This is a genomic window from Rhodanobacter sp. PCA2, assembly GCF_013620825.1.
Taxonomy (GTDB): domain Bacteria; phylum Pseudomonadota; class Gammaproteobacteria; order Xanthomonadales; family Rhodanobacteraceae; genus Rhodanobacter_A.
In genome coordinates this window covers 81,688-104,759 of the sequence record NZ_NJIC01000017.1, presented here as the reverse complement: position 1 = coordinate 104,759, position 23,072 = coordinate 81,688, and the positions used below count along the sequence as shown (strand labels likewise).

The following is a 23,072-nucleotide window of genomic DNA, read 5'->3' as shown; positions in this document are numbered from 1 at the left end:
TCTGGTGCGCCACCTCGGACAGGGTCTGGCCGCGGGCCACCGGCCCGTAGCGGCCGTTGGCCACCTGGCTGGTGGCCTCGGCCGGTGCCTTGCCGGCGCGGGTCGCCGGCGCGGGAGCCGCCGCCGGCGCCGCTGCCTTCGCCGCCCGCGCGCCATGCGAACGCGTCGCCACCGGCGTGGAGGGCGGATCGAGCAAGATGGTGTATTCGCGCACGCTCTTGCCGGCGCCCGCGTTGATCTCCACCAGCAGGTCGAGGAAGGGGTCGTTGACCGCCGCCTCGCTGGTGATGCGGATGAGCTTGCGGCCGTTCGCGCCGTCGACCACGTCGAAGCGCAGCGGCATCGAGGGCCGTCCGTTGCTTACCCCGGCGCGGGTGAATTCGTCGCCGGAAGCCAGTTGCACGCTGAGTTGCTGCAACTCGGCCGCGGTGGCCTGCTGCACCGGAATCTCCGCCAGCAGGGGCTGCCCCAGGGCGGACTTGACCTGGATCTGGCCCAGGTCCAGCGCCAGTGCATGGCCGCTGCCCAGGGCCAGCGCCACCAGCAGCGGCAGTTTCAACGAACGATTCATTTACCCACTCCCCCGAACAAACCGTGGCATCCGGCAAGGCCACCCCAGCGGCGGCGCTCCGACCCGACGAGGCGCCACTTTAAGTTAGATGCGGACGTATCAACAATAGCGGGATCGCAGACTTGCGGCGCATTGCTGCCGCACATTCCAGAACTTGCGGGTTGATCAATGCCCGTCGCCGGCGGTCGACCCGGCCTGCTGCGCCGCCTGCAGCTGCTGCCGCAGTTCGGTGATTTTCGCGTCCTGCTGCCTGAGCCGGTCGGCGGCGGCATGGCTGCCGGCCTCCTGCGCGGCCACGTCGTGCTGCAGGCGCTGCACCTCGGCGCGCTGGCGGTCCACTGCCGCGGCCTGTTTGTGCACCGCGGCGCCGGAGACGGGCGCGGCAGGGCTGGCCTGCTGCGCCTGCACCAGCGATACGGCCAGCAGCGCGCCGGCCAGCACCAGCCCGGCCGCGCCGCGCCTCACAGGTAGTCCTCGACCAGCAGCTCGGCGATCTGCACCGCGTTCAGCGCCGCGCCCTTGCGGATGTTGTCGGAGACCACCCAGAGGTCCAGGCCGTGCTCGTGCGAGATGTCCTCGCGGATGCGGCCCACGTACACCGGATCCTTGCCGGCCACGTCGCCCACCGGGGTGGGGTAGCCGCCGGCCTTGCGCTCGTCCATCACCACCACGCCTTCGGCCTGCTCCAGCAGCGCACGCGCCTGCTCGGCGGTGATCTTGTCGCGGGTCTCGATGTGCACCGCCTCGGAATGGCCGTAGAACACCGGCACGCGCACCGCGGTGGGGTTCACCTGGATGCTGTCGTCCTCGAGGATCTTGCGCGTCTCCCACACCATCTTCATTTCTTCCTTGGTGTAGCCGTTGGCCTGGAAGTCGTCGATGTGCGGGATCACGTTGAAGGCGATCTGCTTGGGGAACTTCTTCGACTCCACGTCCTGGAAATTCAGCAGCGCCGCGGTCTGCTTGCCCAGCTCCTCCATGCCGGAGCGGCCCGCGCCGGAGACGGACTGGTAGGTCGCCACGTTGATGCGCTCGATGCCCGCCTCGCGATGGATCGGCGCCAGCGCCACCAGCATGCCCATGGTCGAGCAGTTCGGGTTGGCGATGATGCCGCGCGTGGTGTACTGGGCGATCGCGTGCGGGTTCACCTCGCTCACCACCAGCGGGATGTCGTCCTGGTAGCGGAACTCGGAGGTGTTGTCGATCACCACCGCGCCGGCTGCCGCGGCGCGCGGCGCATGCTCCTTGCTCACCGAGCCGCCGGCGGAGAAGAACGCGATGTCCACGCCCGCGAAGTCGTAGTCGGCAAGGTTCTTCACCGTCACCTGTTTGCCCGCGAACTCCACCTTGCCGCCGGCGGAACGCTCGCTCGCCAGCGGCACCAGCTCGCTGACCGGGAAATTGCGCTCGGCGAGGATGGCGAGCAGGGTCTCGCCCACGGCGCCTGTGGCGCCGACCATCGCAACCTTGTAACTGCTCTTCTTGCTCATCTGACGGGTTCTTGGTGGGGTGGAAAAGTCACGCCGGCCGCGGCCAGCGCATCGGGATTCAGCAGGTTCGGCGGGTGTCCGGCGTGCGGACCGTGGCCGAAGAACGCCAGCACATTGTCCACCGCCACGGCGGTCATGGCGCGGCGGGTATCGGTCGTGGCGCTGGCGATATGCGGGCTGAGCAGCACGTTGTCGAGCGCGAGCAGGTCCGGATGCACGCGCGGCTCGCCCTCGAACACGTCCAGACCCGCCGCGGCAAGCTGGCCCCCGCGCAACGCGGCGGCCAGCGCCGCTTCGTCCACGATGCCGCCACGCGCCACGTTCACCAGCACGGCGGTGGACTTCATCTGCGCCAGCTCGGCGGCGCCGATGGCGTGGCGGGTTTCCGGCGCCAGCGGCAGCACCAGCATGAGGCAGTCCGACTCGCGCAGCAGCGTGGCCTTGTCCACGTGGCGGGCGCGGCATTCCTGCTCGATGGCTTCGGGCAGGCGCGAGCGGTTGTGGTAGAGCACGGGCATGCCGAAACCCTGCGCGCGCCGGGCGATGGCCTGGCCGATGCGACCCATGCCGAGGATGCCCAGCGTGCGGCCATGCACATCGCTGCCCAGCCAGCCCGTGAACTCGGTGGCCTGCCACTGCCCCGCGCGCAGGGCCGAGCAGCAGCGCCCACGCGTAGTCGGCCACGCTCTCGTTGAGCACATTGGCGGTGTTGGAGGCGGCAATGCCCGCGGCGCCGAGCGCGGGCAGGTCGAGGTTGTCGTAGCCCACGGCGAGGTTGGCGACGATGCGCAGGCGCTTCGCCCCGGCGACTTCCGCTGCGCCGACGCGTTCCTTGAGGCCCACGATGGCGGCGTCGCACGCCGCCAATCTGGCGGCCAGTTCGGCGGGGGCGAACTTCGTTTCCACCGGCTCCGCCGACACATGGAAATGCGGCTCCAGCCGGGCGATCACGTCCGGGAAGGTGGGGCGCGAAACCCAGACGCTGGGTCGCGCGGTCATCTGCCTTGGTTCCGGTGCACGGGGCGGGCCTCAGGGAATGCGCGGCGCCACCGCGCCCACGTCGCCGCACTGCGCCCGATGGCGCAGCGCGTGGTCCATCAGCACCAGCGCCATCATCGCCTCGGCGATGGGCGTGGCGCGGATGCCGACGCAGGGGTCGTGGCGGCCCTTGGTGACCACCTCCACCGGCTCGCCGGCCAGGTTCACGCTGTGGCCGGGGATCAGGATGCTGGAGGTGGGCTTCAGCGCGATCGAGGCGACTACCGCCTGCCCCGTGCTGATGCCGCCAAGGATGCCACCGGCATGATTGGACGTAAAGCCGTCCAAACGCATCTCGTCCCGGTGCTCGCTGCCGTGCTGGGCGACCGCGGCGAAACCGTCGCCGATCTCCACGCCCTTCACCGCGTTGATCGACATCAACGCGCTGGCGAGGTCGCCGTCCAGCTTGCCGTAGATCGGCTCGCCCCAGCCCGGCGGCACGCCCTCGGCCACCACGCTGACGCGCGCGCCCACCGAGTCGCCGGACTTGCGCAAGGCATCCATGGCTTTTTCCAGCGCCGGCACCTGTTCGGCGCAGGGCCAGAAGAACGGGTTCTGTTCCACTGCGTCCCAGTCGAACGCCGCCGGCGCGATCTCGCCGAGCTGCGCCAGGTAGCCGCGCACGCGCACGTCGTGGCGTTCGGCCAGCCATTTCTTCGCGACCACCGCGGCGGCCACGCGCATGGTGGTCTCGCGCGCGGACGAACGCCCGCCGCCGCGCGGATCGCGGATGCCGTACTTGTGCCAGTAGGTGTAGTCGGCATGGCCGGGACGGAACGTGTCCGCGATGTCGCCGTAGTCCTTGCTGCGCTGGTCGGTGTTGCGGATCAGCAGCGCGATCGGGGTGCCGGTGGTCTTTCCCTCGTACACGCCCGAGAGGATCTCCACCTCGTCCGCCTCGCGGCGCTGCGAGGTGTGTCGGGTCTTGCCGGTGGCGCGGCGGTCGAGGTCGTGACGGAATTCCTCCGGGCCGATCGCCAGGCCCGGCGGACAGCCGTCGATCACGCAGCCGATGGCCGGCCCGTGGCTTTCGCCGAAGGTGGTGACGGTGAACAGCTTGCCGAAGGAATTGCTGGACACGGGTTCTGGACGTCCATGGGAAACCGCCACAGCTTACCGCGATGCAACAATTCCTGCGCTGTCGCCGCCCGGGCCGGGCCATTCGCGCGCCAGCAGCCCGAACACCGCGTCGTCCACCCATTCGCCATGGAACTGCAGGCTTTCGCGGAAATGCGCCTCCTGGCGCATGCCCATCGCCCGCATCAAGGCCATGCTGGGCGCGTTGCGCGGATCGACCGAGGCATGCACGCGATGGACGCCCATTTCGCCGAACAGCCAGCCGAACAGCGCGTGCAGCGTCTCGCGGGCATAGCCCACACCTTGGGCGGCCGGCGCCAGCGTGATGCCGAACTCGGCCTGGGCGTCAGCGATGCAGAAGCCGAGGTCGCCGACCAGGGCCCCGTCGTCGCGACGGCGGATGGCGCGCTGAAACCACTCGCCTGCCACAGGCGCGGCCAGCGCCGCCTGGCTGTCGATGAAACGCCGTGCCTCGGCCAGCATGGACGGACGCCAGTTCTGGTAGCGGCAAACCGCGGGATCGGCGCGGTAGCCGAACAGGGCCTCCGCATCGTCGGGGCGCAAGGCGTCCAGCCGCAGGCGCGCCGTGACCAGTTCCATCGGCTCAGCGTCGCGCGGCAGCGGCAGCATGGATCGCCGCCTTGTGCTCGACCAGGTCGCGCCGTTCCAGCGCGAACACGCCCATCTGGCCCACCTTGAACTCGATCCACACGAAGGGCACTTCGGGCAGCAACGCGGCCAGGGCGTGCTCGCTCTCGCCCACTTCGACGATCAGCAGGCCGTCGTCGCTCAGCAGGTCGGCGGCCTCGTCGAGGATGCGCAGGCAGATGTCCAGGCCGTCCTCGCCCGAGGTGAGGCCGAGCTTGGGCTCGTGCGCGTATTCGCCGGGCAGTTCGGCGTATTCGTCCTCGGTGACGTAGGGCGGGTTGGAGACGATCAGGTCGTAGCGGCGGCCGCGCACGCCTTCGAACAGGTCGGATTTCACGGCCTCGACGCGCGACTCGACGTGCTGGAACACGATGTTCTCGCGCGCCAGCGCCAGTGCTTCGTCGCTGATGTCGACGATGTCCACGCGCCAGTCCGGGTTGTACTCGGCCATCGCGATGCCGATGCAGCCGGAGCCGGTGCACAGGTCCAACGCGCGTTCGACATGGCGCTCGTCCAGCCACGGCGCGAAGCCCGACTCGATCAGCTCGGCGATCGGCGAGCGCGGCACCAGGGCGCGGCGGTCGCTCTTGAACTTCAGGCCCGCGAACCAGGTTTCGCCGACCAGGTAGGCCACCGGCAGGCGTTCGCCGACGCGGCGCTCGATCAGCGCCAGCACGTTCGCGCGCTCCTTCGCGGTGAGCCGGCCCGCGCCGTAGGCCGGCGGAATGTCCGGCGGCAGGTGCAGGCTGGCCAGCACCAGGTGGGTGGCCTCGTCGATGGGGTTGTCGTGGCTGTGGCCGAAGGTCAGCCCGGCCGCCGAGAAGCGGCTGGCGCCGTAACGGATGAAGTCGATGATGGTGGCGAGTTCGGCGGTCACGGCGATCCGGGAGGCGGCAGGTCGGCCGGCGATTATAAGCCCGGCGCCGTTTGGGCCATACGCAGCGAATGCTCCGTTCGCCCTGAGCGTAGCGAAGCGAAGTCGAAGGGGCGCCTTGAACGGAGCGCCCTTCGACTTCGGCACAGCGTGTCTACGCTCAGGGCGAACGGGGCATGGGGCGGCCCTGCCGCGCTCGTGGATGGCGCAGGAAACGGGGCGAATCGCCCCGGCGCCCCCGTATACTGGCCGGATGACTTTCAAGGTTTTCCTGCAGTACGCCCTTCCGCACCGCTTCCTGTCGCGCCTGGTCTACCGGGGTACGCGCTGGACCTTCGCGCCATGGAAGAACTGGCTGATCTCCACCATCGTGCGCAATTACCACGTGGACATGGCCGAGGCGGCGCAGCCCGATCCACTGGCCTACCAGCACTTCAATGCCTTCTTCACCCGCAAGCTGAAGCCAGGCGCGCGCGCGGCCGACGCCGACCCGGCCGCCCTGCTCTCGCCCGCCGACGGCCGCATCAGCCAGGCTGGCACGATCGAGGACGGGCGCATCTTCCAGGCCAAGGGGCAGAGCTACACCGCGGCCGAACTGCTGGGCGACGAGGCCGCCGCCGCGCCCTACCGCAACGGCCGTTTCGTCACCGTGTACCTGTCGCCGCGCGACTACCACCGCGTGCACATGCCGCTGGCCGGCACGCTGAAGGAAACCGTGCACGTGCCGGGACGCATCTTCAGCGTGGCGCCGTTCGCGGTGGAGGCGATCCCGCGGCTGTTCGCGCGCAACGAGCGGCTGGTCTGCCACTTCGAGGGCGAGCACGGCCCGTTCGTGGTGGTGATGGTGGGCGCGATCCTGGTGTCCTCGGTGGCCACCGTGTGGGACGGCCTGGTGATCCCGCCGTATGCGTCCTCGATCCGGCGCAAGTCGTTCGCGGGGCAGCATGTCGCGCTGGAGCGCTTCGCCGAGATGGCGCGCTTCAACATGGGCTCCACCGTGATCGTGCTGCTGCCTGAAGGCATGGCCGAACTGGACGCGCTGCAGCCGCAGCAGCCGGTGCGGGTGGGCCAGCGGCTGGGTCGCCGGCCGGACTGACGCAACACGTCATTTTGTGACGCGCTGGGCGCCTCGCGCGCACCACGCCCACTATCCTGCGGCCGGTACGCACCGGTCGCGGTGCCCGCGGACGAGGATTCCATGCAGCTGATCAGCCCGGCCATCGCCTTCCTCCGTGCCCACCAGCTCACTCGCCAGTTGCGCGAGATCGAACGCTGCGTGCGCGCCCTGCCCCAGCGCAGCCGCGCCCAGCTCAGCGTGCTGACCCTGCGCGAGATCGGCCAGGCTTCGCGCAGCGAATTCCCGCACCTGTACGGCACGCCGCCGGAAGCGCGCTACCAGCCGTGGGGACATGGCACCGGCACCGGCTACGAGCGGGCGCGGTCGGACAACCCCGAGGTGGCGCTGCGCGGCATCGCGCTGTGGCTGGCGGTGGCCTACCACGAGACCAAGCACTCGCCGCAGGACCGTCTGCAGTTGCAGCACCTGGCGGTGTTGCGGTTGCTGAACGAGCTGAAGCGCCTGCACCGCCCGGCCGCGCAGGCCGCCGGGACGTCCGAAACCGGGGACTGGGCGCGCACCGGCGTCACCGCCTGAACGGGCTCAGCGGCACTCCGGCAGCTTGATCGTCTGCCCCACCGCGATGTGGTGGTGCCGCAGGTGGTTCATCTCCGCCACCTCCTGCACGCTGGAGCAGCGCAGATTGCGCACGATGCTGACCAGGGTGTCGCCGCGGCGCACCTTGTAGCGACGCGTGCCGGCCGGCTTCGGCGGCGGCGGAGGCGGCGGCGCGGCCACCACCGGCGCGACCGCGGCATGCAGGTCGGCGGCGAGGATGGGCCAGGGGCCGTCCACGCAGCGCGCGGCGTAGGTTTTCTCCAGCAGTCTGGGCAGTTGCACCACCGTGCCGGCGGGCTGCTCCTGCTGCGGGTCCAGCCGCGGATTGAGGTTGCGCAAGGTGCGGAACCAGCCTTCCTCCATGCCGCCGGCCGAGCCCAGGCAGACGGTGAGTTCGCTGATCGAGGCCGGCCGCTTCAGCGTGACGCTGCCCGCGGCGCCGTCGATGCGGGGGAAGCGCAGGTTGTAGCTGTCCGGGTGCAGGAACAGCCACGCCGCCGCCAGTACCGCCGGCACGTAGTCGCGGGTCTGCTGCGAGAGCTGGCCGTAGATGCGCGGGTCGTAGAAGCTCACCGAGGTGTCCGGACCCACCAGCCGGCGCATGCGTCCCTCGCCGCCGTTGTAGGCCGCGAGCGTCAGCTCCAGGTTGTCGTTGAACGCCTGGAGCTGCTCGTTGATGTACTCCGCGTTCGCGCGGGCGGAGTCGGCCGGGTCGAAGCGCAGGTCGAAGCCGTTGTCGCTGACCAGGCCGAAGCGCATGCCGGTGGCATACATGAACTGCAGCGGGCCGGCCGCGCCGGAACGCGACACCGCATGCACCTTGCCGCCGGACTCCTGGGCCATGATGCCGAACAGCAGCGCCTCCGGCAGGTCGGCGCGCTTGTACGCCGGCCACATCTCGTGACGCAGGTACTGGTAGTTGATCCAGGCGTCGATCAGGTTCGGCCGCCACTGGGTCAGCCACATCTGCAGCGCGGCCTTCACCGCGCCGTTCATCGCGATCAGCTCGGAAAGCTTCTGGCCGTGCAGCAGGGTCACGCTGCGCTGCGCCTCGGGCAGTGCGGCGACGCCGCGCTGGTCCAGCGCCATGCCGGTCTGCGGCTCGTCGTCCATGCTTTCGTCGCCGATGGCGCTGCCGTCCTTGAGGCGCAGCATGCGGTCGTAGGCCGACAGGAAACGCTGCGGATCGCAGCCGGCCGTGCCGCCGCAGCGGACGGACGCGTTCTTCAGCGTGTCGAGCGCCTGGTCCAGCGTCTTCCTGCCGGCGGCGTCGTTGCCGGCGCGAACCTGCTGCAAGGCGGTGTCGTAACCCTTCGTGGCCTGGTCGAGCTGGTTGTACAGCGCAGCCACCGGCGCCGTCGGCCTGGCGCCTCCCGTGCTGGAGCAGGCGGCGAGCAGGCCGAAGACCGCCGCCAGCGGCGGCAGGCACAGGGATCGAACAACACGAGCAGGCCGCATGAAAAAAACCATCCGATGGAAAGCGGACACCATAGCCTGCGGCACCGGCGGACTCAATGAACCTTCACCCTACGGGCTCTGGCTACAATCGGCCGGATTCGCAACGGAAGGATTCCCATGACCGACATCCTGATCGGCCGCAACGAACACATCGACGTCAGCCTGGAGCCGCGCTACGGCAACCGGCACGGCATGATCGCCGGCGCCACCGGCACCGGCAAATCGGTATCGCTGATGGTGCTGGCCGAAGGCTTCTCCAAGCTGGGCGTGCCCTGCTTCCTCGCCGACGCCAAGGGCGACCTCGCCGGGCTGGCCTTGGCCGCTGGCGAGCCGGGCGACAAGCTCAAGGCGCGCCTCGCCAGGCTCGGGCTTGCCGACTGGAAGCCGCAGGCCAACCCGGTGATCTTCTGGGACCTCTACGGCAAGCTCGGCCACCCGGTGCGCGCCACCGTGAGCGAGATGGGTCCCGCCCTGCTCGGCCGCGTGCTGGAACTCAACGACACCCAGCAGGGCGTGCTGGAGATCGTGTTCAAGCTGGCCGACGACAACGGCTGGCTGTTGCTGGACCTGGACGACCTGCGCGCCCTGCTCGCCTTCGCCGCCGACAACAGCAAGGACATCTCCGCGCACTACGGCCTGATCGCCAAGACCAGCCTCGCCGCCGTGCAGCGCGCCCTGCTGCAGCTGGAACAGGACGGCGGCGCGCAGTTCTTCGGCGAGCCCGCGCTGGAACTCGCCGACCTGATGCGCCAGGACATGAGCGGCCGCGGCGTGATCAACGTGCTCGCCGCCGACCAGCTGATCCTGAAGCCGCGGCTGTATTCCACCTTCCTGCTGTGGCTGCTGTCCGAGCTGTTCGAGCAGTTGCCGGAAGTGGGCGACCTCGAACAGCCGAAGCTGGTGTTCTTCTTCGACGAGGCGCACCTGCTGTTCGACGACGCGCCGCCCGCCCTGCTGCAGCGCGTGGAGCAGGTGGTGCGGCTGATCCGCTCCAAGGGCGTGGGCGTGTATTTCTGCTCGCAGAATCCCGACGACGTGCCCGCCAACATCCTCGGCCAGCTCGGCAACCGCGTGCAGCACGCGCTGCGCGCGTTCACGCCGCGCGACCAGAAGGCGGTGAAAGCCGCCGCCGAAACCTTCGCGCCGAACCCGAAGCTCGATGTCACCGCGGCGATCGGCCAGCTCGGCGTGGGCGAGGCGCTGGCTTCCACCCTGCGCGACGGCGGCGTGCCGTCGCCGGTGGAACAGGTGCTGGTGACCACGCCGTGCTGCCGCATCGGCGCGATCGGTGCGGACGAACGCAACACGGTGCGCCAGCGCTCGCCGGTGGGCGGCAAGTACGACACGTCGGTCAACCGCGAATCCGCCGCCGAGATCCTCGCCAGGCGCGCGGACGACAAGGCCGCCGATGCCACCGCCGTGGCCGCCGGTGCGCCCGCCAAGGACGGCGAAGGCGGCTCGGCCTGGGGCGGCGCCGTGCACGATGCACTGTTCGGCACCAAGCGCCGCCAGGGCATGATCGAAACCATGGGCAAGCAGGTGGTGCGCACGATGGGCAACCAGCTCGGGCGGCAGATCCTGCGCGGCGTGCTGGGCGGCATCTTCGGCGGCAAGCGTTGAGACGACGCTGATGCCGCGCGTCGAGGTGGTCCCCGCGGATACGCCGCTCGGCGAACGCCTCCTCGCGGGCTTCGGCTACCCGCTGCGCGGTGCCGGGCTGGCCACCTGCACCGCGTTGGCGCTGGCGCACTACGCGGCGCTGCTGCCCGGCATCGGCATGCTGGCCAACCTGCTGGTATGGGCGGCCACCTGGCGCTATGCCGCGGACTGCCTGCTGCACACCGCCAACGGCTACGCCCTGCCGCCGGAGGTGGGCAGCGACGGCAACAGCGCCAGCGGCTGGGGACTGACCATCGTCCACCTGCTGCTGGTCGCGCTGTGCGTGCTGGCGGTGGCGTTCTTTCCGGACGCGCTGTGGACCGTGCTGGTGGTGGCCGCGATGGTGCTGCCGGCGGTGGACATGTCGCTGGCCTTCGACGGCAACCTGCTGCTGGCGCTCAATCCGCTGAACTGGATGCGCGTGATCAACCGGTTCGGCGTGGTGTACCTGGTGCCGGTGACGATCAACCTGCTGCTGGGCCTGCTGATCGTGCTGGCCTCGCTCACCTCCACCCTGCTGCCGCGTGTCCTCGCCGTGCCGCTGTTCGCCTTTGCCTACACATGGCTCATCGTGCTGGCCTTCCACCTGATGGGCGCGCTGGTCCACCAGTACCACGCGCGGCTGGGGCTGGAGCCCGAGGCGCCGAAGCTCGCCAGGGCGTCCGGCCAGGACGCGGACTGCCAACTGGTCGAGGAAGCGCGCACGCTGGCCGGCAGCGATCCCGTCGCCGCCCTGCACCGGCTGGCCGACCGCCTGCGCCAGCATGCCGCGCCTGCGCCGGTGCACCAGCTCTACCGTGAACTGCTGCGCCGCCAGGGCCTGCGCGACGACCTGCTGGTGCACGGGCAGATCTGGATCGCCGCACTGATCGCGCAGAACGAAGCACGCCGCGCGCTGGGCGTGCTGCAGGAATGCTGCGGCATCGATCCCGCCTTCGTGCCCGACGACCCGCGCACCTGCGGCGAGCTGGCCGACCTCGCCGAACGGCTGGGCATGACGCGCCTCGCCATCCACCTCGGCCGCGGCTATGTCGCGCACTGGCCGCGCGATCCGCAGGCGCCGCACTACGGCCTGCTCGCCGCCCGCCTGCTGGGCGCGCAACATGAGCGCCGCGCCGAGGCGCTGGTGCTGCTGGAACGGCTCGCCGCGGCATGGCCCGACCACCCGCGGCACGGCGACATCGCCACGTTGCAGCGGCAACTGGCGGGCGCCGCATGAAGACGCCAGCGATGCGGTTTCTGCTGAGCCACGAGGCGCGCGCATGAGCCGCTGGCGTCCGCCCGCGCCCCGCTCCACGGCGATCATCACCCGTGCCGGCTTCGAGAAGCTCAAGGCCGAACTGGACCATCTGTGGCACACGCTGCGGCCCGAAGTGGTGAAGGCGCTGGCCGCCGCCGCGGCCGAAGGCGACCGCTCGGAAAACGCCGAGTACACCTACCGCAAGAAACAGCTCGGCGAGATCGACCGCCGCGTGCGCTACCTCAGCAAGCGCATCCCTGCACTCAAGGTGGCCGAAGGCCTGCCCGCCGACCGCGAGGTGGTGTTCTTCGGCGCCAGCATCGTGCTGGAGAACGTCGCCAGCGGCGAGGAGGTCGGCTACCGCATCGTGGGCCCCGACGAGACCGACGCAAAGCTGGGCTGGATCAGCATCGACTCGCCCATGGCCCGCGCGGTGCTGAAGAAGCGACTGGACGACGAGTTCGAGGCGGACCTGCCGGGCGGACGCACGCGGTTCCTGGTGGTCGAGATCAACTACGAAACCGGCATGCAGTAAGCGAGCGCACGTCCGGCAACGCCACGACCCAGGGCGGCGTCCATGGATGATTGCGCCATGCCGGCCTGGACACGGCCACGCAACTGCCGGTCGAACTCCGGCCGCAAACTCCCCGGCTCCAGCATCAGCAGCCCGCCGCCGTTGACGCCTGGGCCCTGGCCCACCACTGGAACGGATAACGGCTGCACGCTCTCTCGGGGGCGCACCGCGACGGCATGCTCCGCAACGAGGTTCCCGACGATAGCCGGGATTTCCATGCCGCAACTCCGGATCGGGGTGTGCGGCGTCCAGGCCCGGATCACGCCAGCCGCCGACGCGGCGGTGGCCCGAACGCATCGGGAGCCGCCACGGTCACCCCAGCCAGCCCCGCGCCATCGCCTTGCGGGCCAGCAGCACCAGCGCCACGCCCACCGCCAGCACGATGCCTTGCATGACCACGGCCACCGGCCCGGCCAGGGCGGCGCCGTCCGCGAGCACGAACAATCCGTAGTCCTGGACCAGGATGCCGACCAGCGACAACAGCAGCACGGGAAACGCCCACTTCCTGCCCAGCAGCAGCCCGAGGCAGCCCAGCGCGCCGGCGATCACGGCGACGGCGGTGGCCGCCACCGCCCATCCGGCACGTGCGGCGTACAGCGCCTGCTGCCCGGCCGGGAGCTTCGCCACATCCTCGGGCGTGAGCAGCAGGTCCGAGGCAAACGCGAAGCAGCCCAGCAGATTCCACAGCAAGGCCACCACGGCGACGATCTTGAACCACCTGGGCGCATTCATTTCGTTGACTCCCCGGTTTGCGAACGATTGAGCTGGCAAGCCGGGCAACCCGGCCCGCGACCGCCGGATATTTCAGGCCATGGCAGCCGTGAAATTGAGCCAGTCGCCATCCGGCATGCGTACCTGGAATTCCCGCTGGCGATACGGCATGTCCTTCAGCGGCCCCACCCGATCCGGCGGCAGCGTGGCGAGGGCGGGGCCAAGCTTCGCATGCAGCGCGTCGATGTCGGCCACGTCGATGCAGATCGCGACCCGGGCGATCCCGTCCGGGTTGAGCTTGCGCGCCGGTTCCTCGAGCAGGCGCAGCCCACAGCCGCCCAGCTCGATGCAGGCGTAGTTGCCCTCGCGGTACCTGACCTCGAACGCGAGAACGCCGCAATAGAAGGAAAGTGCCTCGCCGATGTCGGGCACATGGAGGAACGGCGTGATCTGGTAGATGCCATCCATGCGGTTCTCCCGGGGCATCGCATCGGGCCGGACAGGGAGGTTCAGGTTTCCGCCCCGCAGCCAAGGGCTGCAGGGTAGCACCGCCCCGCCCTCGCCGGCCGGAAACACGCCGCCTCGCGGCAGAACACCTCCTGCCCGTTGTCCAGGTGCCAGCCGGGGATGCCGGCCAGTGGCAGGGGGCGCAGTTCCAGCGGATCGCGCAACACCGCGCCGGCACGGATCGCCTGCGTGCAGGCATGCACGGCTGCCGCCGGGGAGGCCTCCGCGCCGGCCACCACCAGCGCCTTGCCCACCAGCAGTTGCCCCGGCGTCAACGCGTGTTCGAGCAGCGCGTGGCCGAACAGCTCCACCCGGGCGCGACCGTCCAGCCACGCCGCACGCTCGCGCCAGAACAGGCCGTGCCAGTCATGCGCGTCCCACAGCCGGAGCAGCGCGGGATCGCGCAGCGCGACCACCACGCCCGCCTCGTCGAAATGGGTGAGCGCGTATTGGGCGCGGGAGCGTCGCTTCGGGCCCATGTGCGCAATCTCGACCATCTGTCGCGCGTTGAGTGCGCGCTTCAAGCCTGGATGACGCAACCAGACCAGCGCATTGAACAGGTCGTGCCAGTTGTCCTCGCGCGTGGCGATGTCGCCGCGTTCGGCGATGCGCTGCTCGTAGTGCAGGCCGTCGGCCAGCAGTTCGCGGGTTTGCGCCGCGAAGCGCTCGCGCACGCCGTCGGGACGACGCGCGTTGAGCGCTTCGACGGACGGCCAGTCGCGGCCTTCGATCAGCCCGGCATGTTCGCGCCACGCCGCCAATGGCATCCGCCCGAAAATCTGCGGATCGACCACATCACGAGCGGGCGCTACGTAGCGCATGGTTGCTTACACGATCTTGAGGGCCGGATGCGCCAGGCGCGCCATGAGATCGTGCTCGCTGGCGCCCTCGACCAGCACGTCGACGAACTGGCCCGGCTTGAGGCCCTGGCCGTCGGCAATCAGCACCGTGCCGTCGATCTCCGGCGCGTCGGCGGCCGAGCGGGCCACGGCGCCTTCCGCGTTCGCCTCGTCCACCAGCACCTTGAGCGTGCGGCCGATCTTGCGCTGCAGCTTGGCAGCGGAGATCTCTGCCTGCACCGCCATGAACTGTTCGAGGCGGTCTTCCTTCAGCTCTTCGGACACGGCGCCGGGCAGTTCGTTGGCCCTGGCGCCATCCACCGGCGAGTAGGCGAACGCGCCCACGCGGTCGAGTTCGGCCTCGCGCAGGAAATCCAGCAGCTCTTCGAACTCCGCGTCGGTCTCGCCGGGGAAGCCCACGATGAAGGTGCTGCGGATGGTGAGGTCGGGCACCTGCTTGCGCCAGTGGCGGATGCGCTCCAGCGTCTTGTCGATGTTGCCGGGGCGCTTCATCAGTTTCAGGATGCGCGGGCTGGCGTGCTGGAACGGGATGTCGAGATACGGCAGCAGCTTTCCTTCGGCCATCAGCGGCATCACCTCGTCCACGTGCGGGTACGGGTAGACGTAGTGCAGGCGCGTCCACGCGCCGAGTTCCGCCAGCCCTTCGCACAATTCGGTCATGCGCGTGCGGTACGCCTTGCCGCGCCATCCGCGTTCGGCGTACTTCAGGTCCACGCCATAGGCGCTGGTGTCCTGCGAGATCACCAGCAGCTCCTTCACGCCGCCCTTGACCAGCTTCTCGGCTTCCAGCAGCACCTCGTCCACCGGGCGCGAGACGAGGTCGCCGCGCATCGACGGAATGATGCAGAAGCTGCAGCGATGATTGCAGCCCTCGGAAATCTTCAGGTATGCGTAGTGCTTCGGCGTCAGCTTCACGCCGGTATCCGGCACGATGTCGAGGAACCTGTTGCGCACCGGCGGCAACGCCTCGTGCACGGCATGCATCACGCTGGCGTAGTCCTGCGGGCCGCTGATCGAGAGCACGTCCGGGTAGGCTTCGCGGATCAGCTCGGCGCGCTTGCCGAGGCAGCCGGTGACGATCACCTTGCCGTTTTCGTTCAGCGCCGTGCCGATGGAATCCAGCGACTCCTGCACCGCCGCATCGATGAAGCCGCAGGTGTTCACCACCACCGCGTCGGCCTCGCCGTAGCTGGGCACGATCTCGTAACCCTCGACCTTGAGCTGGGTGAGGATGCGCTCGGAATCCACCAATGCCTTGGGGCAGCCGAGGCTGACGAAACCGATCTTCTGCGTGGCCTGCGACATGGCGGCGGCAACCGTGGGCGGGGGAAAACCCCGAATTATACGGACACCGGGTTCGCGCCGACGAGCATCCGCGCACCCCGTTCACGCTGGGCGCTGCCTGCGCCGGCAGGCGAAGTCCGGCGCCGCGCGACCACCCTTCGACTCCGGCCCTGCGGGCCTGCGCCCAGGGCGAACGGAAAAGCTACGGAGCCGGCATCCGCCCCGGCTAGAATTCCCGCCATCCCGCCGCAACGGAGCCGAAGTCATGGGCCAGCACATCAACATCCCCACCTCGCGTACCCAGTGCATCGGCGGTTACCTCGCCAAGCCCGCGGGGGAACCGAAGGGCGGCATCGTGGTGGTGCAGGAAATCTTCGGCGTCACCGAGCACATCCGCAACGTGGCGGACCGCTTCGCCGCCGCCGGTTACACCGCGATCGCGCCGGCCTTCTTCGACCACCTCGAATCCTGGCTGGAGCTGGACTACGACGAGACCGGCATGGCACGCGGCAAGACCCTGGTCTCCGAGCTGGGGCTGGACCGTCCGCTGGAGGACGTGGCGAGCGCGGCCAACGCGATCGCCTCGTCCGGCAGGATAGGCGTGGTGGGCTTTTGCTGGGGCGGCACCATCGCCCTGCTCTCCGCGCTGCGGCTCGGTTTCCCCGCGGTGAGCTGCTACGGAGCGCGCAACGTGTCCTTCCTGGGCGAGAAGCCGAAGGCGCCGGTGATGTTCCATTTCGGCGAGCACGATCCCTCGATCCCGCCCGAGGCGGTGGCGCAGCACCGCGAATTGCTGCCGCAGATGGAGGTGCACACCTATCCAGGCGCGGGCCACGCGTTCATGCGCGAAGCCGACGCGCACTACCACGAACCCAGCGCCAGGCTGGCGTGGCAGCGCACGCTGGCGTTCTTCGACCGCGAGCTGGCCGGCGCATGAGCGAGGCTGCATTCGCGCTGGACCCGCGACTTGAAGCCGACACCCATCACGTCGCCGCCCTGCCGCTGTGCGAGCTGCGGCTGATGGACGATGCGCGCTACCCGTGGCTGATCCTGGTGCCGCGCCGCGCGGGCCTGGTGGAGATCGCCGACCTTGCCGAGGCCGGGCAGGCCCTGCTGTGGCGCGAAGCGAACCGCAGCGCGGCCGCGCTGCGCAGCGTGGCGCCCTGCGACAAGCTCAACCTGGGCGCGCTGGGCAACATCGTGCGCCAGTTGCACCTGCACGTGGTGGCGCGCATGCAGGGCGACCACGCCTGGCCGGGCCCGGTCTGGGGCAGCGGCGCCGCCGTGCCGTATGACGCCGGTGCACTGGCCGCGCGGCTGGCCGCGCTGCGGCAGGCGCTGGCAGCCTGACTGCCGCGATGACGCCGCCGGGCATCCGCTGCGAAACCATCGCCGAGGATGCCTTGCTGCTGCGCTTCGGCGAACGCATCGACGCCGCCGTCAGCGCGAAGGTGCTGGCCGCCGCGGCACGCCTGCGGCAGGCGCTTCCGCAACTGGAATGCGTGCCCGCCTACGCCAGCCTGCTGCTGCGTTTCGATCCGGCGGCATGGCATGGGCACGAACAGGTGCAGGCCGCGGTGCATGCAACGCTGGAAGCAACGGACGCCGCGGATATCGCGTCGCGCCTGGTGGAGATTCCCGTCTGCTACGGCGGCGACTTCGGGCCCGACCTCGATGCGCTCGCCGCGCATGCCGGGCTGGACGCCGCGGCCACGATCGCGCTGCACGTCGCCGGCGACTACCGCGTGGCGATGCTGGGCTTCGCACCTGGTTTTCCCTATCTGCTGGGGCTGGACGAACGCCTCGCGATGCCGCGCCGCGCCGACCCGCGCCAGCGCGTGCCCACCGGCAGCGTGGCGATAGGCGGCAACCAGACCGGCATCTACCCCGCCGAGCTTCCCGGCGGCTGGCACCTGATGGGACGCACGCCGCTGCGCCTGTTCGACGCGAATGCCGCCTCGCCCGCGCTGCTGCAGGCGGGCGACCGCGTGCGCTTCCGCGCCATCGATGCAGACACGTTCCACCGCTTGGCCCGGAATGCGCCGGCATGAGCGTGCGCGTGCTCAAGCCCGGACTGCTCACCACCGTGCAGGACGGCGGCCGCCCGGGCCATGCCGCGCTGGGCATCGGCCGCGCCGGCGCGATGGACGTGCCGGCGTGGCGGCTGGCGAACGCGCTGGTCGGCAACACGCAGGGCGAAGCCGCGCTGGAAATCACCCTGCTGGGCCCCACGCTGCGCTTCGAACGGGCGGCGGTGATCGCGCTCGCCGGCGCCGCCATCGCCGCGGAACTCGACGGCCGGCCGCTGCCGGGCTGGACCCGCTGCCGCGTGCCCGCCGGTGCCGTGCTGCGCCTGGGCGGCTTCGCGCGCGGTTGCCGGGCATGGCTGGCGATACGCGGCGGCTTCGCGCTGCCGCCCGTGCTGGGCAGCCGCAGCACCGACCTGCACGCCGGCCTCGGCCCCTTCGGCGGCCGCCCGCTGCAGGCGGGCGATGAACTGCCCGTGGCCGAAGCCGAACCGCTGCCGGACGATGCCGTGCAGGTGGCGCACTGGCAACTGGACCCGCGCCCCTGGAGCGACGACGGCGTGCCGCTCGCGCTGCTGCCCGGCAGCCACCACGACGCGCTGGACACGGCCTCGCACCGCGCGTTGTTCGACCCGGCCGGTTTCATCGTCAGCAAGGACGCGAACCGCACCGCGAGTCGCCTGGACGGCGCACGCCTGCGCCTGCACGCGCCGCTGGAGCTGGTGTCCGAGGCGGTGCTGCCGGGCACGGTGCAACTGCCGCCCTCCGGCCAGCCCATCGCGCTGCTGGCCGAGGCGCCGGTGACCGGCGGCTACCCGCGCATCGGCCAGGTCGCCGCGGTGGACCTGCCGCGGCTGGCGCAGCGGCGCCCTGGCGATGCCGTATGCTTCCGGCCATGCTCGCCGGACGAGGCAGGGCAACGTCTCGCGGCGCGGCAGCGCCGGCTGGCCCGCCTGCTGGCGGCGATCGCGCAACGACTGCACGGGAACGCATGAACCGCATCGACCTCAATGCCGACCTCGGCGAATCCTTCGGCGCCTGGCGCATGGGCGACGACGAGGCGCTGCTCGCGCTGGTCAGCTCGGCCAACGTCGCCTGCGGCTTCCACGCCGGCGACCCCGCGATCATGAAGCACACAGTTGCGCTGGCGGCGGCGCGCGGCGTAGCGATCGGCGCCCACGTCGCGCTGCCCGACCTGCAGGGTTTCGGCCGCCGCGAGATGCGCGTGAGCGTCGACGAGGCGCACGCGCTGACGCTGTACCAGCTCGGCGCGCTGGCCGCATTCACCCGCGCGGCAGGCGTGCCTCTGGCGCACGTGAAGCCGCATGGCGCGCTGTACACCATGGCCGCGCGCGACGCCGGGCTGGCCGCGGCCATCGCCCGCGCCGTGCGCGATTTCGATCCCGCGCTGCGCCTGGTCGGCCTCGCCGGTTCCGCGCTGGTCGAGGCCGGCCGCGCCGCCGGCCTCGCGGTCGCCGCGGAAGCGTTCGCCGACCGCGGTTACCGCGCCGACGGCTCGCTGCAGCCGCGCGGCGAAGCCGGCGCGCTGCTGGACGACGCCAGGCAGGCCTGCGCGCAGGCGCTGGGCATCGTGCGCGACGGCGCGGTGACCGCGGTGGACGGTCGCCGCGTGGCGCTGCACGCCGACACGCTGTGCCTGCACGGCGACGGCCCGCACGCGCTGGACTTCGCCCGCCGCCTGCGCGATGCGCTCGCCGCCGCCAGCGTGCGCATCGCGGCGCCGGGCGCCGCATGAACTACTGGCCCCTGCTCGGCATCGCGGTGATCGTGGCGGGCTTCGCGCTGCGCTTCAATCCGGTGCCGGTGGTGGTGGTCGCGGCGCTCGCCAGCGGCCTGCTGTCCGGACTTTCGGTGGGGCAGTTGCTGGCGTTGCTGGGCAGCAGCTTCGAGTCCAGCCGCATGCTGCTGATGTTCGTGCTCACGCTGCCGGCGATCGGCCTGCTGGAACGCGCCGGCCTGCGCGAGCATGCGCAGCGATGGATAGGGCGGCTGCACGGGCTCACCCTGGCACGGCTGCTGATCGGCTACCTGCTGCTGCGCCAACTGCTGGCGATGCTGGGCCTCACCGGCGTGGCCGGCGCGGCGCAGACGGTGCGACCGCTGCTGGCGCCGATGGGCGAGGCGGCGGCGGAGAAGATCCTGCCGGGCTTCGGCGACGCCGACCGCGACGAACTGCGCGCGATCGCCGCGGCCACCGACAACGTGGGCCGCTTCTTCGGCGAGGACGTGTTCGTCGCGATGGGCGCGGTGCTGCTGATCCAGGCGTTCTACGCGCAGCACGGCATCGAGCTGACGCCGTTGTCCATCGCGCTGTGGGCGCTGCCGGTGGCGGTGGTCGCGTTCGTGGTGCAGTCGCTGCGCGTGTGGCGCTACCAGCGCCGCCTGCAGCGCCGCGCGGCCGGCGCACGCGGCGAGGCGCACTGAGATGTTGCGCATCGAGCACGCCTACTGGCTGATCGCGCTGTTCCTGCTGTATGCGGGGCTGCGCAACCTGCGCGAACGGCGTCCCTGGCACGGTGCGTTCTGGATCGTGCTGGCCGCGCTGTTTGGCGGCGGCGACTGGGTGCTGGCGCAACGGGCCGCCGGCAATACGCTGCCGGCCCAGTTCGCGGGCGGCGGCGTGGTGCTGCTGGCCGTGCTGGCGCCGCGCCTCAAGCGCATGGCGCACGCGGAAAGCCGCAGCGTGGAGCAGCGGCTGCAGTCCGCGCTGGCGCTGGGCCACCGGTTGTTCGTGCCGGCGCTGCTGATTCCGCTGGTCACCTTGCTGGTGGCGCTGTTCGACGCGCACCTGGCCGCGGGCGGCCATGCGCTGTTCGCCGCGCCGCAGATGACGCTGACCGGCCTCGCGCTGGCCTGCGCGATCGCGCTGTTCGCCGCCGCACGGGTGACGCGCGCGCCGCTGCAGCAGGGTTTCGCCGAAGGCCGCCGCCTGCTCGACGCGATCGGCTGGGCCGCCCTGCTGCCGCTGCTGCTGGCCGCGCTGGGCGAGGTGTTCACGCGCAGCGGCGTGGGCACGGCGATCACCGCGCTCACCACGGCCTGGCTGCCCACCGGCAGCGCGCTGGCCTGCCTGCTCGCGTTCGCGCTGGGCATGGTGCTGTTCACCGTGATCATGGGCAACGCGTTCGCCGCGTTCCCGGTGATGATGGCGGGCATGGGCCTGCCGCTGCTGGTCCACCAGCATGGCGCCCACCCGGCCATCCTCGGCTCGATGGGGATGCTGTGCGGCTACTGCGGCACCCTGCTCACGCCGATGGCCGCGGATTTCAACCTGGTGCCCGCGGCGCTGCTGGAACTGCGCGACCCCTACGGCGTGATCCGCGCGCAGGCGTGGAGCGCATTCTGGATACTCGCGGCCACGGTCGCGATGATGTGCTTCCTGTTGTTCCGTTGACGAGGCAAGCATGGCCACTTCCCTGCCGAACATCCTGCTGACCGGTTTCGACCCGTTCGGCGGCGAAAGCATCAACCCCTCGTGGGAGGCCGTGCGTGCGCTGCACGGCCGGCGCATCGGCGGCCACCGCGTGGTGGCGCGCCTGCTGCCCACCGAGTTCGCCGCCTCGCTGCGCCTGTTGAAGGCCGCCGTGCGCGAGACGGCGCCGGCGATCCTGCTTGGCGTGGGCCAGGCCGGCGGGCGCGAGCGGCTGTCGATCGAGCGGGTGGCGGTCAACCTGCAGGACGCGCGCATCCCCGACAACGCCGGCGCCCGGCCCATCGACCAGCCGGTGATCCCCGGCGGCCCCGCGGCCTACTTCAGCAACCTGCCCGTGAAGGCGATGCTGGCGGCGCTGCGCGACCGCGGCGTGCCTGCCGAGCTGTCGCACACCGCCGGCACCTACGTGTGCAACCACGTCGCCTACGCGATGCTGCACCTGGCCGCGAAACGGCGCGGCGCCCGCGCCGGCTTCATCCACATCCCCTACCTGCCCGCACAGGCCGCCCGCCTGCACGGCAAGCCCAGCATGGCGCTGGAGGAGATGGTGCACGGGCTGGAGATCGCGCTGCGCGTGGCGGCGACCACGCGCACCGACCTGACGGTCAGCGGCGGCGCGATCGACTGAGCCCGGTCCCGCCTCGTCCACACAAACTCGTCCGCACAAAAAAGCCCGCGGATCGCTCCGCGGGCTCTTCGCGATGGCCGGTGGCTCAGTGTTGCTGCCGCGCGGCCTGGTCCACGGAGTCGCAGCCCGCCGCGGTCTTGCACTGCTGGCCGTCGTCGATCTTGATCGGCTCGTGGTGGTCCTGCAGCTGGCGCGCCTTGGTGTTGACCGCGTTGATCTCGGTGAGCTCGCCCTTGTTGTCGTAGTACGCGGTGAAGCCGTAGTCCAGCGCCATGCGCGCGAGGTATTGCAGGTGCACCTTGCGGATCTTGGAGTCGTCGCTGGGCAGCAGCAGCACGGTCTTCGGCAGCTTGCGCGCGTCTTTCAGGTAGGCGAAATGGCTGCCCGCGTCCACCGCGGAGAGCACGGCGCCGTCGATCACGAACTGGCCTTCCTTGTAGGCCTGGATGGTGGTGTCGAACTTGCCCTTCCACTGGGCCGTGTTCACCTGTCCCTTGGCGCCGCCGCCGAACATGTGGCAGCCGCCGAGCAGGAACGCGCTGCCCAGCACCAGTGCGGCGGCGGTGCGGGTCAACAGGGTGGAAAGACGGGTCATCGGGATCTCCTGCGAAAAGCGGTCGTGATGGCCCCGCGAGTGTAGCGCCGGGGCGTGTGTGTGACGGTGCTGGCGTGCGGCCGTCGTGTGCCTGTTCAGGTACGCGGCAGGGTCACGCCCTGCTGGCCCTGGTATTTGCCGCCGCGGTCCCGGTAGCTGGTCTCGCAGGGCTCGTCGGATTCGAAGAACAGCATCTGCGCCACGCCCTCGTTCGCGTAGATCTTGGCCGGCAGCGGCGTGGTGTTGGAGAACTCCAGCGTCACGTGGCCTTCCCACTCCGGTTCCAGCGGCGTGACGTTGACGATGATGCCGCAGCGCGCGTAGGTGCTCTTGCCCAGGCACACCACCAGCACGTCGCGCGGGATGCGGAAGTACTCCACCGTGCGCGCCAGCGCGAACGAGTTGGGCGGGATGATGCACACGTCCGACACCACGTCCACGAAGCTGTCCGGATCGAACGCCTTCGGGTCCACGATGGTGGAGTTGATGTTGGTGAACACCTTGAACTCGCGCGCGCAGCGCACGTCGTAGCCGTAGCTGGAAGTGCCCCAGGACACCGCGCGGCTGCCGTCCTCGCGCTGCTTCATCTGGCCCGGCTCGAACGGCTCGATCATGCCGTGGCCCAGGGCCATGCGGCGGATCCACTTGTCGGACTTGATGCTCACATGCGCTCCGCGGTCGGCGTGAAGCCCGGTCCGGCCG

Annotated in this window: 26 protein-coding genes and 2 pseudogenes; 13 read left to right on the top strand and 15 right to left on the bottom strand. The window is 70.5% G+C overall.

Features of this window, described 5'->3' with window-relative positions; all coding sequences use genetic code 11:
- The 7 genes and pseudogenes from PCA_RS06635 to prmB form a co-directional block, all read right to left on the bottom strand.
- Positions 1-571, bottom strand: a pseudogene (locus tag PCA_RS06635) (fimbrial protein FimV); the annotation flags it as partial.
- A 165-nt stretch (positions 572-736) separates the two neighbouring features.
- Positions 737-1,036 carry a hypothetical protein gene (locus tag PCA_RS06630; protein ID WP_181301807.1) on the bottom strand — a complete coding sequence of 100 codons (300 nt, stop codon included), beginning with the start codon at positions 1,034-1,036 and terminating at the stop codon, positions 737-739.
- Complete coding sequence (locus PCA_RS06625; RefSeq protein ID WP_181301806.1) at positions 1,033-2,061, bottom strand: aspartate-semialdehyde dehydrogenase; 1,029 nt, start codon at positions 2,059-2,061, stop codon at positions 1,033-1,035. Before PCA_RS06625 ends, PCA_RS06630 begins: the two co-directional genes overlap by 4 nt.
- Positions 2,058-3,060, bottom strand: a pseudogene (locus PCA_RS06620) (D-glycerate dehydrogenase). Before PCA_RS06620 ends, PCA_RS06625 begins: the two are co-directional and overlap by 4 nt.
- Positions 3,061-3,090: 30 nt before the next feature.
- Positions 3,091-4,179 carry a chorismate synthase gene (gene aroC / locus PCA_RS06615; protein ID WP_181301805.1) on the bottom strand — a complete coding sequence of 363 codons (1,089 nt, stop codon included), beginning with the start codon at positions 4,177-4,179 and terminating at the stop codon, positions 3,091-3,093.
- Between the two features lie 33 nt (positions 4,180-4,212).
- Positions 4,213-4,806, bottom strand: a complete 594-nt coding sequence (locus tag PCA_RS06610; RefSeq protein WP_255436705.1) for a GNAT family protein — start codon at positions 4,804-4,806, stop codon at positions 4,213-4,215.
- Positions 4,781-5,701, bottom strand: a complete 921-nt coding sequence (prmB, locus tag PCA_RS06605) for a 50S ribosomal protein L3 N(5)-glutamine methyltransferase (protein WP_181301804.1) — start codon at positions 5,699-5,701, stop codon at positions 4,781-4,783. The genes PCA_RS06610 and prmB overlap by 26 nt, the downstream gene beginning before the upstream one ends.
- Positions 5,702-5,951: 250 nt before the next feature.
- Between prmB and asd the strand changes: the two genes are divergently transcribed.
- Together asd and PCA_RS06595 are read left to right on the top strand one after the other, a co-directional pair.
- The gene (asd, locus tag PCA_RS06600) at positions 5,952-6,794 is read left to right on the top strand and encodes an archaetidylserine decarboxylase (RefSeq protein WP_181301803.1); all 843 of its coding nucleotides are present in this window, start codon (positions 5,952-5,954) and stop codon (positions 6,792-6,794) included.
- A 102-nt stretch (positions 6,795-6,896) separates the two neighbouring features.
- Complete coding sequence (locus tag PCA_RS06595; protein ID WP_181301802.1) at positions 6,897-7,352, top strand: hypothetical protein; 456 nt, start codon at positions 6,897-6,899, stop codon at positions 7,350-7,352.
- 6 nt (positions 7,353-7,358) lie between these two features.
- Here PCA_RS06595 and PCA_RS06590 read toward each other — a convergent pair whose 3' ends face one another.
- Positions 7,359-8,831: a transglycosylase SLT domain-containing protein gene (locus PCA_RS06590; RefSeq protein WP_255436704.1), complete on the bottom strand. Its 1,473-nt coding sequence runs from the start codon at positions 8,829-8,831 to the stop codon at positions 7,359-7,361.
- A 117-nt stretch (positions 8,832-8,948) separates the two neighbouring features.
- Here PCA_RS06590 and PCA_RS06585 point away from each other — a divergent pair, with 117 nt between their 5' ends.
- Genes PCA_RS06585 through greB form a run of 3 tightly spaced genes read left to right on the top strand, consistent with a single transcriptional unit; the run spans position 8,949 to position 12,265 of the window.
- Positions 8,949-10,451, top strand: a complete 1,503-nt coding sequence (locus PCA_RS06585; RefSeq protein ID WP_181301800.1) for a helicase HerA-like domain-containing protein — start codon at positions 8,949-8,951, stop codon at positions 10,449-10,451.
- Between the two features lie 10 nt (positions 10,452-10,461).
- The gene (locus tag PCA_RS06580; RefSeq protein WP_181301799.1) at positions 10,462-11,709 is read left to right on the top strand and encodes a hypothetical protein; all 1,248 of its coding nucleotides are present in this window, start codon (positions 10,462-10,464) and stop codon (positions 11,707-11,709) included.
- Positions 11,710-11,752: 43 nt separating this feature from the next.
- Positions 11,753-12,265 (top strand): transcription elongation factor GreB, encoded by a 513-nt coding sequence (gene greB / locus PCA_RS06575; RefSeq protein ID WP_181301798.1) that lies wholly within the window; start codon positions 11,753-11,755, stop codon positions 12,263-12,265.
- Here greB and PCA_RS06570 read toward each other — a convergent pair.
- From PCA_RS06570 to rimO, 5 genes are all read right to left on the bottom strand, one after another.
- The gene (locus tag PCA_RS06570; protein ID WP_181301797.1) at positions 12,244-12,522 is read right to left on the bottom strand and encodes a hypothetical protein; all 279 of its coding nucleotides are present in this window, start codon (positions 12,520-12,522) and stop codon (positions 12,244-12,246) included. The two genes, greB and PCA_RS06570, sit on opposite strands and share 22 nt — an antisense overlap.
- Before the next feature lie 94 nt (positions 12,523-12,616).
- Positions 12,617-13,036, bottom strand: a complete 420-nt coding sequence (locus PCA_RS06565; RefSeq protein ID WP_181301796.1) for a hypothetical protein — start codon at positions 13,034-13,036, stop codon at positions 12,617-12,619.
- Between the two features lie 72 nt (positions 13,037-13,108).
- On the bottom strand, positions 13,109-13,483 hold the full coding sequence (locus tag PCA_RS06560; RefSeq protein ID WP_181301795.1) for a VOC family protein: 375 nt from the start codon (positions 13,481-13,483) through the stop codon (positions 13,109-13,111).
- A 41-nt stretch (positions 13,484-13,524) separates the two neighbouring features.
- Entirely contained in the window at positions 13,525-14,343 is an 819-nt protein-coding gene (locus PCA_RS06555) for a DUF3025 domain-containing protein (RefSeq protein WP_181301794.1), read from the bottom strand.
- 6 nt (positions 14,344-14,349) lie between these two features.
- Positions 14,350-15,687 (bottom strand): 30S ribosomal protein S12 methylthiotransferase RimO, encoded by a 1,338-nt coding sequence (gene rimO, locus PCA_RS06550; RefSeq protein WP_181301793.1) that lies wholly within the window; start codon positions 15,685-15,687, stop codon positions 14,350-14,352.
- Between the two features lie 244 nt (positions 15,688-15,931).
- On the opposite strand from rimO, the gene PCA_RS06545 reads away from it, so the two are divergent.
- From PCA_RS06545 to pcp, 8 genes are read left to right on the top strand one after another with little or no spacing between them, the layout of a single operon-like run.
- Positions 15,932-16,603 carry a dienelactone hydrolase family protein gene (locus PCA_RS06545; protein WP_181301792.1) on the top strand — a complete coding sequence of 224 codons (672 nt, stop codon included), beginning with the start codon at positions 15,932-15,934 and terminating at the stop codon, positions 16,601-16,603.
- The gene (locus PCA_RS06540; protein ID WP_181301791.1) at positions 16,600-17,016 is read left to right on the top strand and encodes an HIT domain-containing protein; all 417 of its coding nucleotides are present in this window, start codon (positions 16,600-16,602) and stop codon (positions 17,014-17,016) included. The genes PCA_RS06545 and PCA_RS06540 overlap by 4 nt, the downstream gene beginning before the upstream one ends.
- Before the next feature lie 8 nt (positions 17,017-17,024).
- Positions 17,025-17,717 (top strand): 5-oxoprolinase subunit PxpB, encoded by a 693-nt coding sequence (pxpB, locus tag PCA_RS06535; RefSeq protein WP_181301790.1) that lies wholly within the window; start codon positions 17,025-17,027, stop codon positions 17,715-17,717.
- Entirely contained in the window at positions 17,714-18,688 is a 975-nt protein-coding gene (locus PCA_RS06530; protein WP_181301789.1) for a biotin-dependent carboxyltransferase family protein, read from the top strand. The genes pxpB and PCA_RS06530 overlap by 4 nt, the downstream gene beginning before the upstream one ends.
- Complete coding sequence (locus PCA_RS06525; protein ID WP_181301788.1) at positions 18,685-19,449, top strand: 5-oxoprolinase subunit PxpA; 765 nt, start codon at positions 18,685-18,687, stop codon at positions 19,447-19,449. The genes PCA_RS06530 and PCA_RS06525 overlap by 4 nt, the downstream gene beginning before the upstream one ends.
- Positions 19,446-20,138 (top strand): DUF969 family protein, encoded by a 693-nt coding sequence (locus PCA_RS06520; RefSeq protein WP_181301787.1) that lies wholly within the window; start codon positions 19,446-19,448, stop codon positions 20,136-20,138. The genes PCA_RS06525 and PCA_RS06520 overlap by 4 nt, the downstream gene beginning before the upstream one ends.
- Position 20,139: 1 nt before the next feature.
- Positions 20,140-21,108, top strand: a complete 969-nt coding sequence (locus PCA_RS06515; protein ID WP_181301786.1) for a DUF979 family protein — start codon at positions 20,140-20,142, stop codon at positions 21,106-21,108.
- A 10-nt stretch (positions 21,109-21,118) separates the two neighbouring features.
- Entirely contained in the window at positions 21,119-21,775 is a 657-nt protein-coding gene (gene pcp / locus PCA_RS06510) for a pyroglutamyl-peptidase I (protein ID WP_219918590.1), read from the top strand.
- Between the two features lie 85 nt (positions 21,776-21,860).
- Here pcp and PCA_RS06505 read toward each other — a convergent pair whose 3' ends face one another.
- Together PCA_RS06505 and dcd are read right to left on the bottom strand one after the other, a co-directional pair.
- Positions 21,861-22,370: a hypothetical protein gene (locus PCA_RS06505; RefSeq protein WP_181301785.1), complete on the bottom strand. Its 510-nt coding sequence runs from the start codon at positions 22,368-22,370 to the stop codon at positions 21,861-21,863.
- Positions 22,371-22,465: 95 nt separating this feature from the next.
- Positions 22,466-23,035 carry a dCTP deaminase gene (dcd, locus tag PCA_RS06500; RefSeq protein WP_181301784.1) on the bottom strand — a complete coding sequence of 190 codons (570 nt, stop codon included), beginning with the start codon at positions 23,033-23,035 and terminating at the stop codon, positions 22,466-22,468.
- Positions 23,036-23,072: the final 37 nt, after the last annotated feature.

Bases quoted from the DNA above. Each gene is read 5' to 3' on its own strand.
- PCA_RS06625 (WP_181301806.1), bottom strand. From the start codon at position 2,061: ATGAGCAAGAAGAGCAGTTACAAGGTTGCGATGGTCGGCGCCACAGGC.
- PCA_RS06610 (WP_255436705.1), bottom strand. From the start codon at position 4,806: ATGCTGCCGCTGCCGCGCGACGCTGAGCCGATGGAACTGGTCACGGCG.
- asd (WP_181301803.1), top strand. From the start codon at position 5,952: ATGACTTTCAAGGTTTTCCTGCAGTACGCCCTTCCGCACCGCTTCCTG.
- PCA_RS06595 (WP_181301802.1), top strand. From the start codon at position 6,897: ATGCAGCTGATCAGCCCGGCCATCGCCTTCCTCCGTGCCCACCAGCTC.
- PCA_RS06590 (WP_255436704.1), bottom strand. From the start codon at position 8,831: ATGCGGCCTGCTCGTGTTGTTCGATCCCTGTGCCTGCCGCCGCTGGCG.
- PCA_RS06585 (WP_181301800.1), top strand. From the start codon at position 8,949: ATGACCGACATCCTGATCGGCCGCAACGAACACATCGACGTCAGCCTG.
- PCA_RS06580 (WP_181301799.1), top strand. From the start codon at position 10,462: ATGCCGCGCGTCGAGGTGGTCCCCGCGGATACGCCGCTCGGCGAACGC.
- greB (WP_181301798.1), top strand. From the start codon at position 11,753: ATGAGCCGCTGGCGTCCGCCCGCGCCCCGCTCCACGGCGATCATCACC.
- PCA_RS06570 (WP_181301797.1), bottom strand. From the start codon at position 12,522: ATGGAAATCCCGGCTATCGTCGGGAACCTCGTTGCGGAGCATGCCGTC.
- PCA_RS06565 (WP_181301796.1), bottom strand. From the start codon at position 13,036: ATGAATGCGCCCAGGTGGTTCAAGATCGTCGCCGTGGTGGCCTTGCTG.
- PCA_RS06560 (WP_181301795.1), bottom strand. From the start codon at position 13,483: ATGGATGGCATCTACCAGATCACGCCGTTCCTCCATGTGCCCGACATC.
- PCA_RS06555 (WP_181301794.1), bottom strand. From the start codon at position 14,343: ATGCGCTACGTAGCGCCCGCTCGTGATGTGGTCGATCCGCAGATTTTC.
- rimO (WP_181301793.1), bottom strand. From the start codon at position 15,687: ATGTCGCAGGCCACGCAGAAGATCGGTTTCGTCAGCCTCGGCTGCCCC.
- PCA_RS06545 (WP_181301792.1), top strand. From the start codon at position 15,932: ATGGGCCAGCACATCAACATCCCCACCTCGCGTACCCAGTGCATCGGC.
- PCA_RS06540 (WP_181301791.1), top strand. From the start codon at position 16,600: ATGAGCGAGGCTGCATTCGCGCTGGACCCGCGACTTGAAGCCGACACC.
- pxpB (WP_181301790.1), top strand. From the start codon at position 17,025: ATGACGCCGCCGGGCATCCGCTGCGAAACCATCGCCGAGGATGCCTTG.
- PCA_RS06530 (WP_181301789.1), top strand. From the start codon at position 17,714: ATGAGCGTGCGCGTGCTCAAGCCCGGACTGCTCACCACCGTGCAGGAC.
- PCA_RS06525 (WP_181301788.1), top strand. From the start codon at position 18,685: ATGAACCGCATCGACCTCAATGCCGACCTCGGCGAATCCTTCGGCGCC.
- PCA_RS06520 (WP_181301787.1), top strand. From the start codon at position 19,446: ATGAACTACTGGCCCCTGCTCGGCATCGCGGTGATCGTGGCGGGCTTC.
- PCA_RS06515 (WP_181301786.1), top strand. From the start codon at position 20,140: ATGTTGCGCATCGAGCACGCCTACTGGCTGATCGCGCTGTTCCTGCTG.
- pcp (WP_219918590.1), top strand. From the start codon at position 21,119: ATGGCCACTTCCCTGCCGAACATCCTGCTGACCGGTTTCGACCCGTTC.
- PCA_RS06505 (WP_181301785.1), bottom strand. From the start codon at position 22,370: ATGACCCGTCTTTCCACCCTGTTGACCCGCACCGCCGCCGCACTGGTG.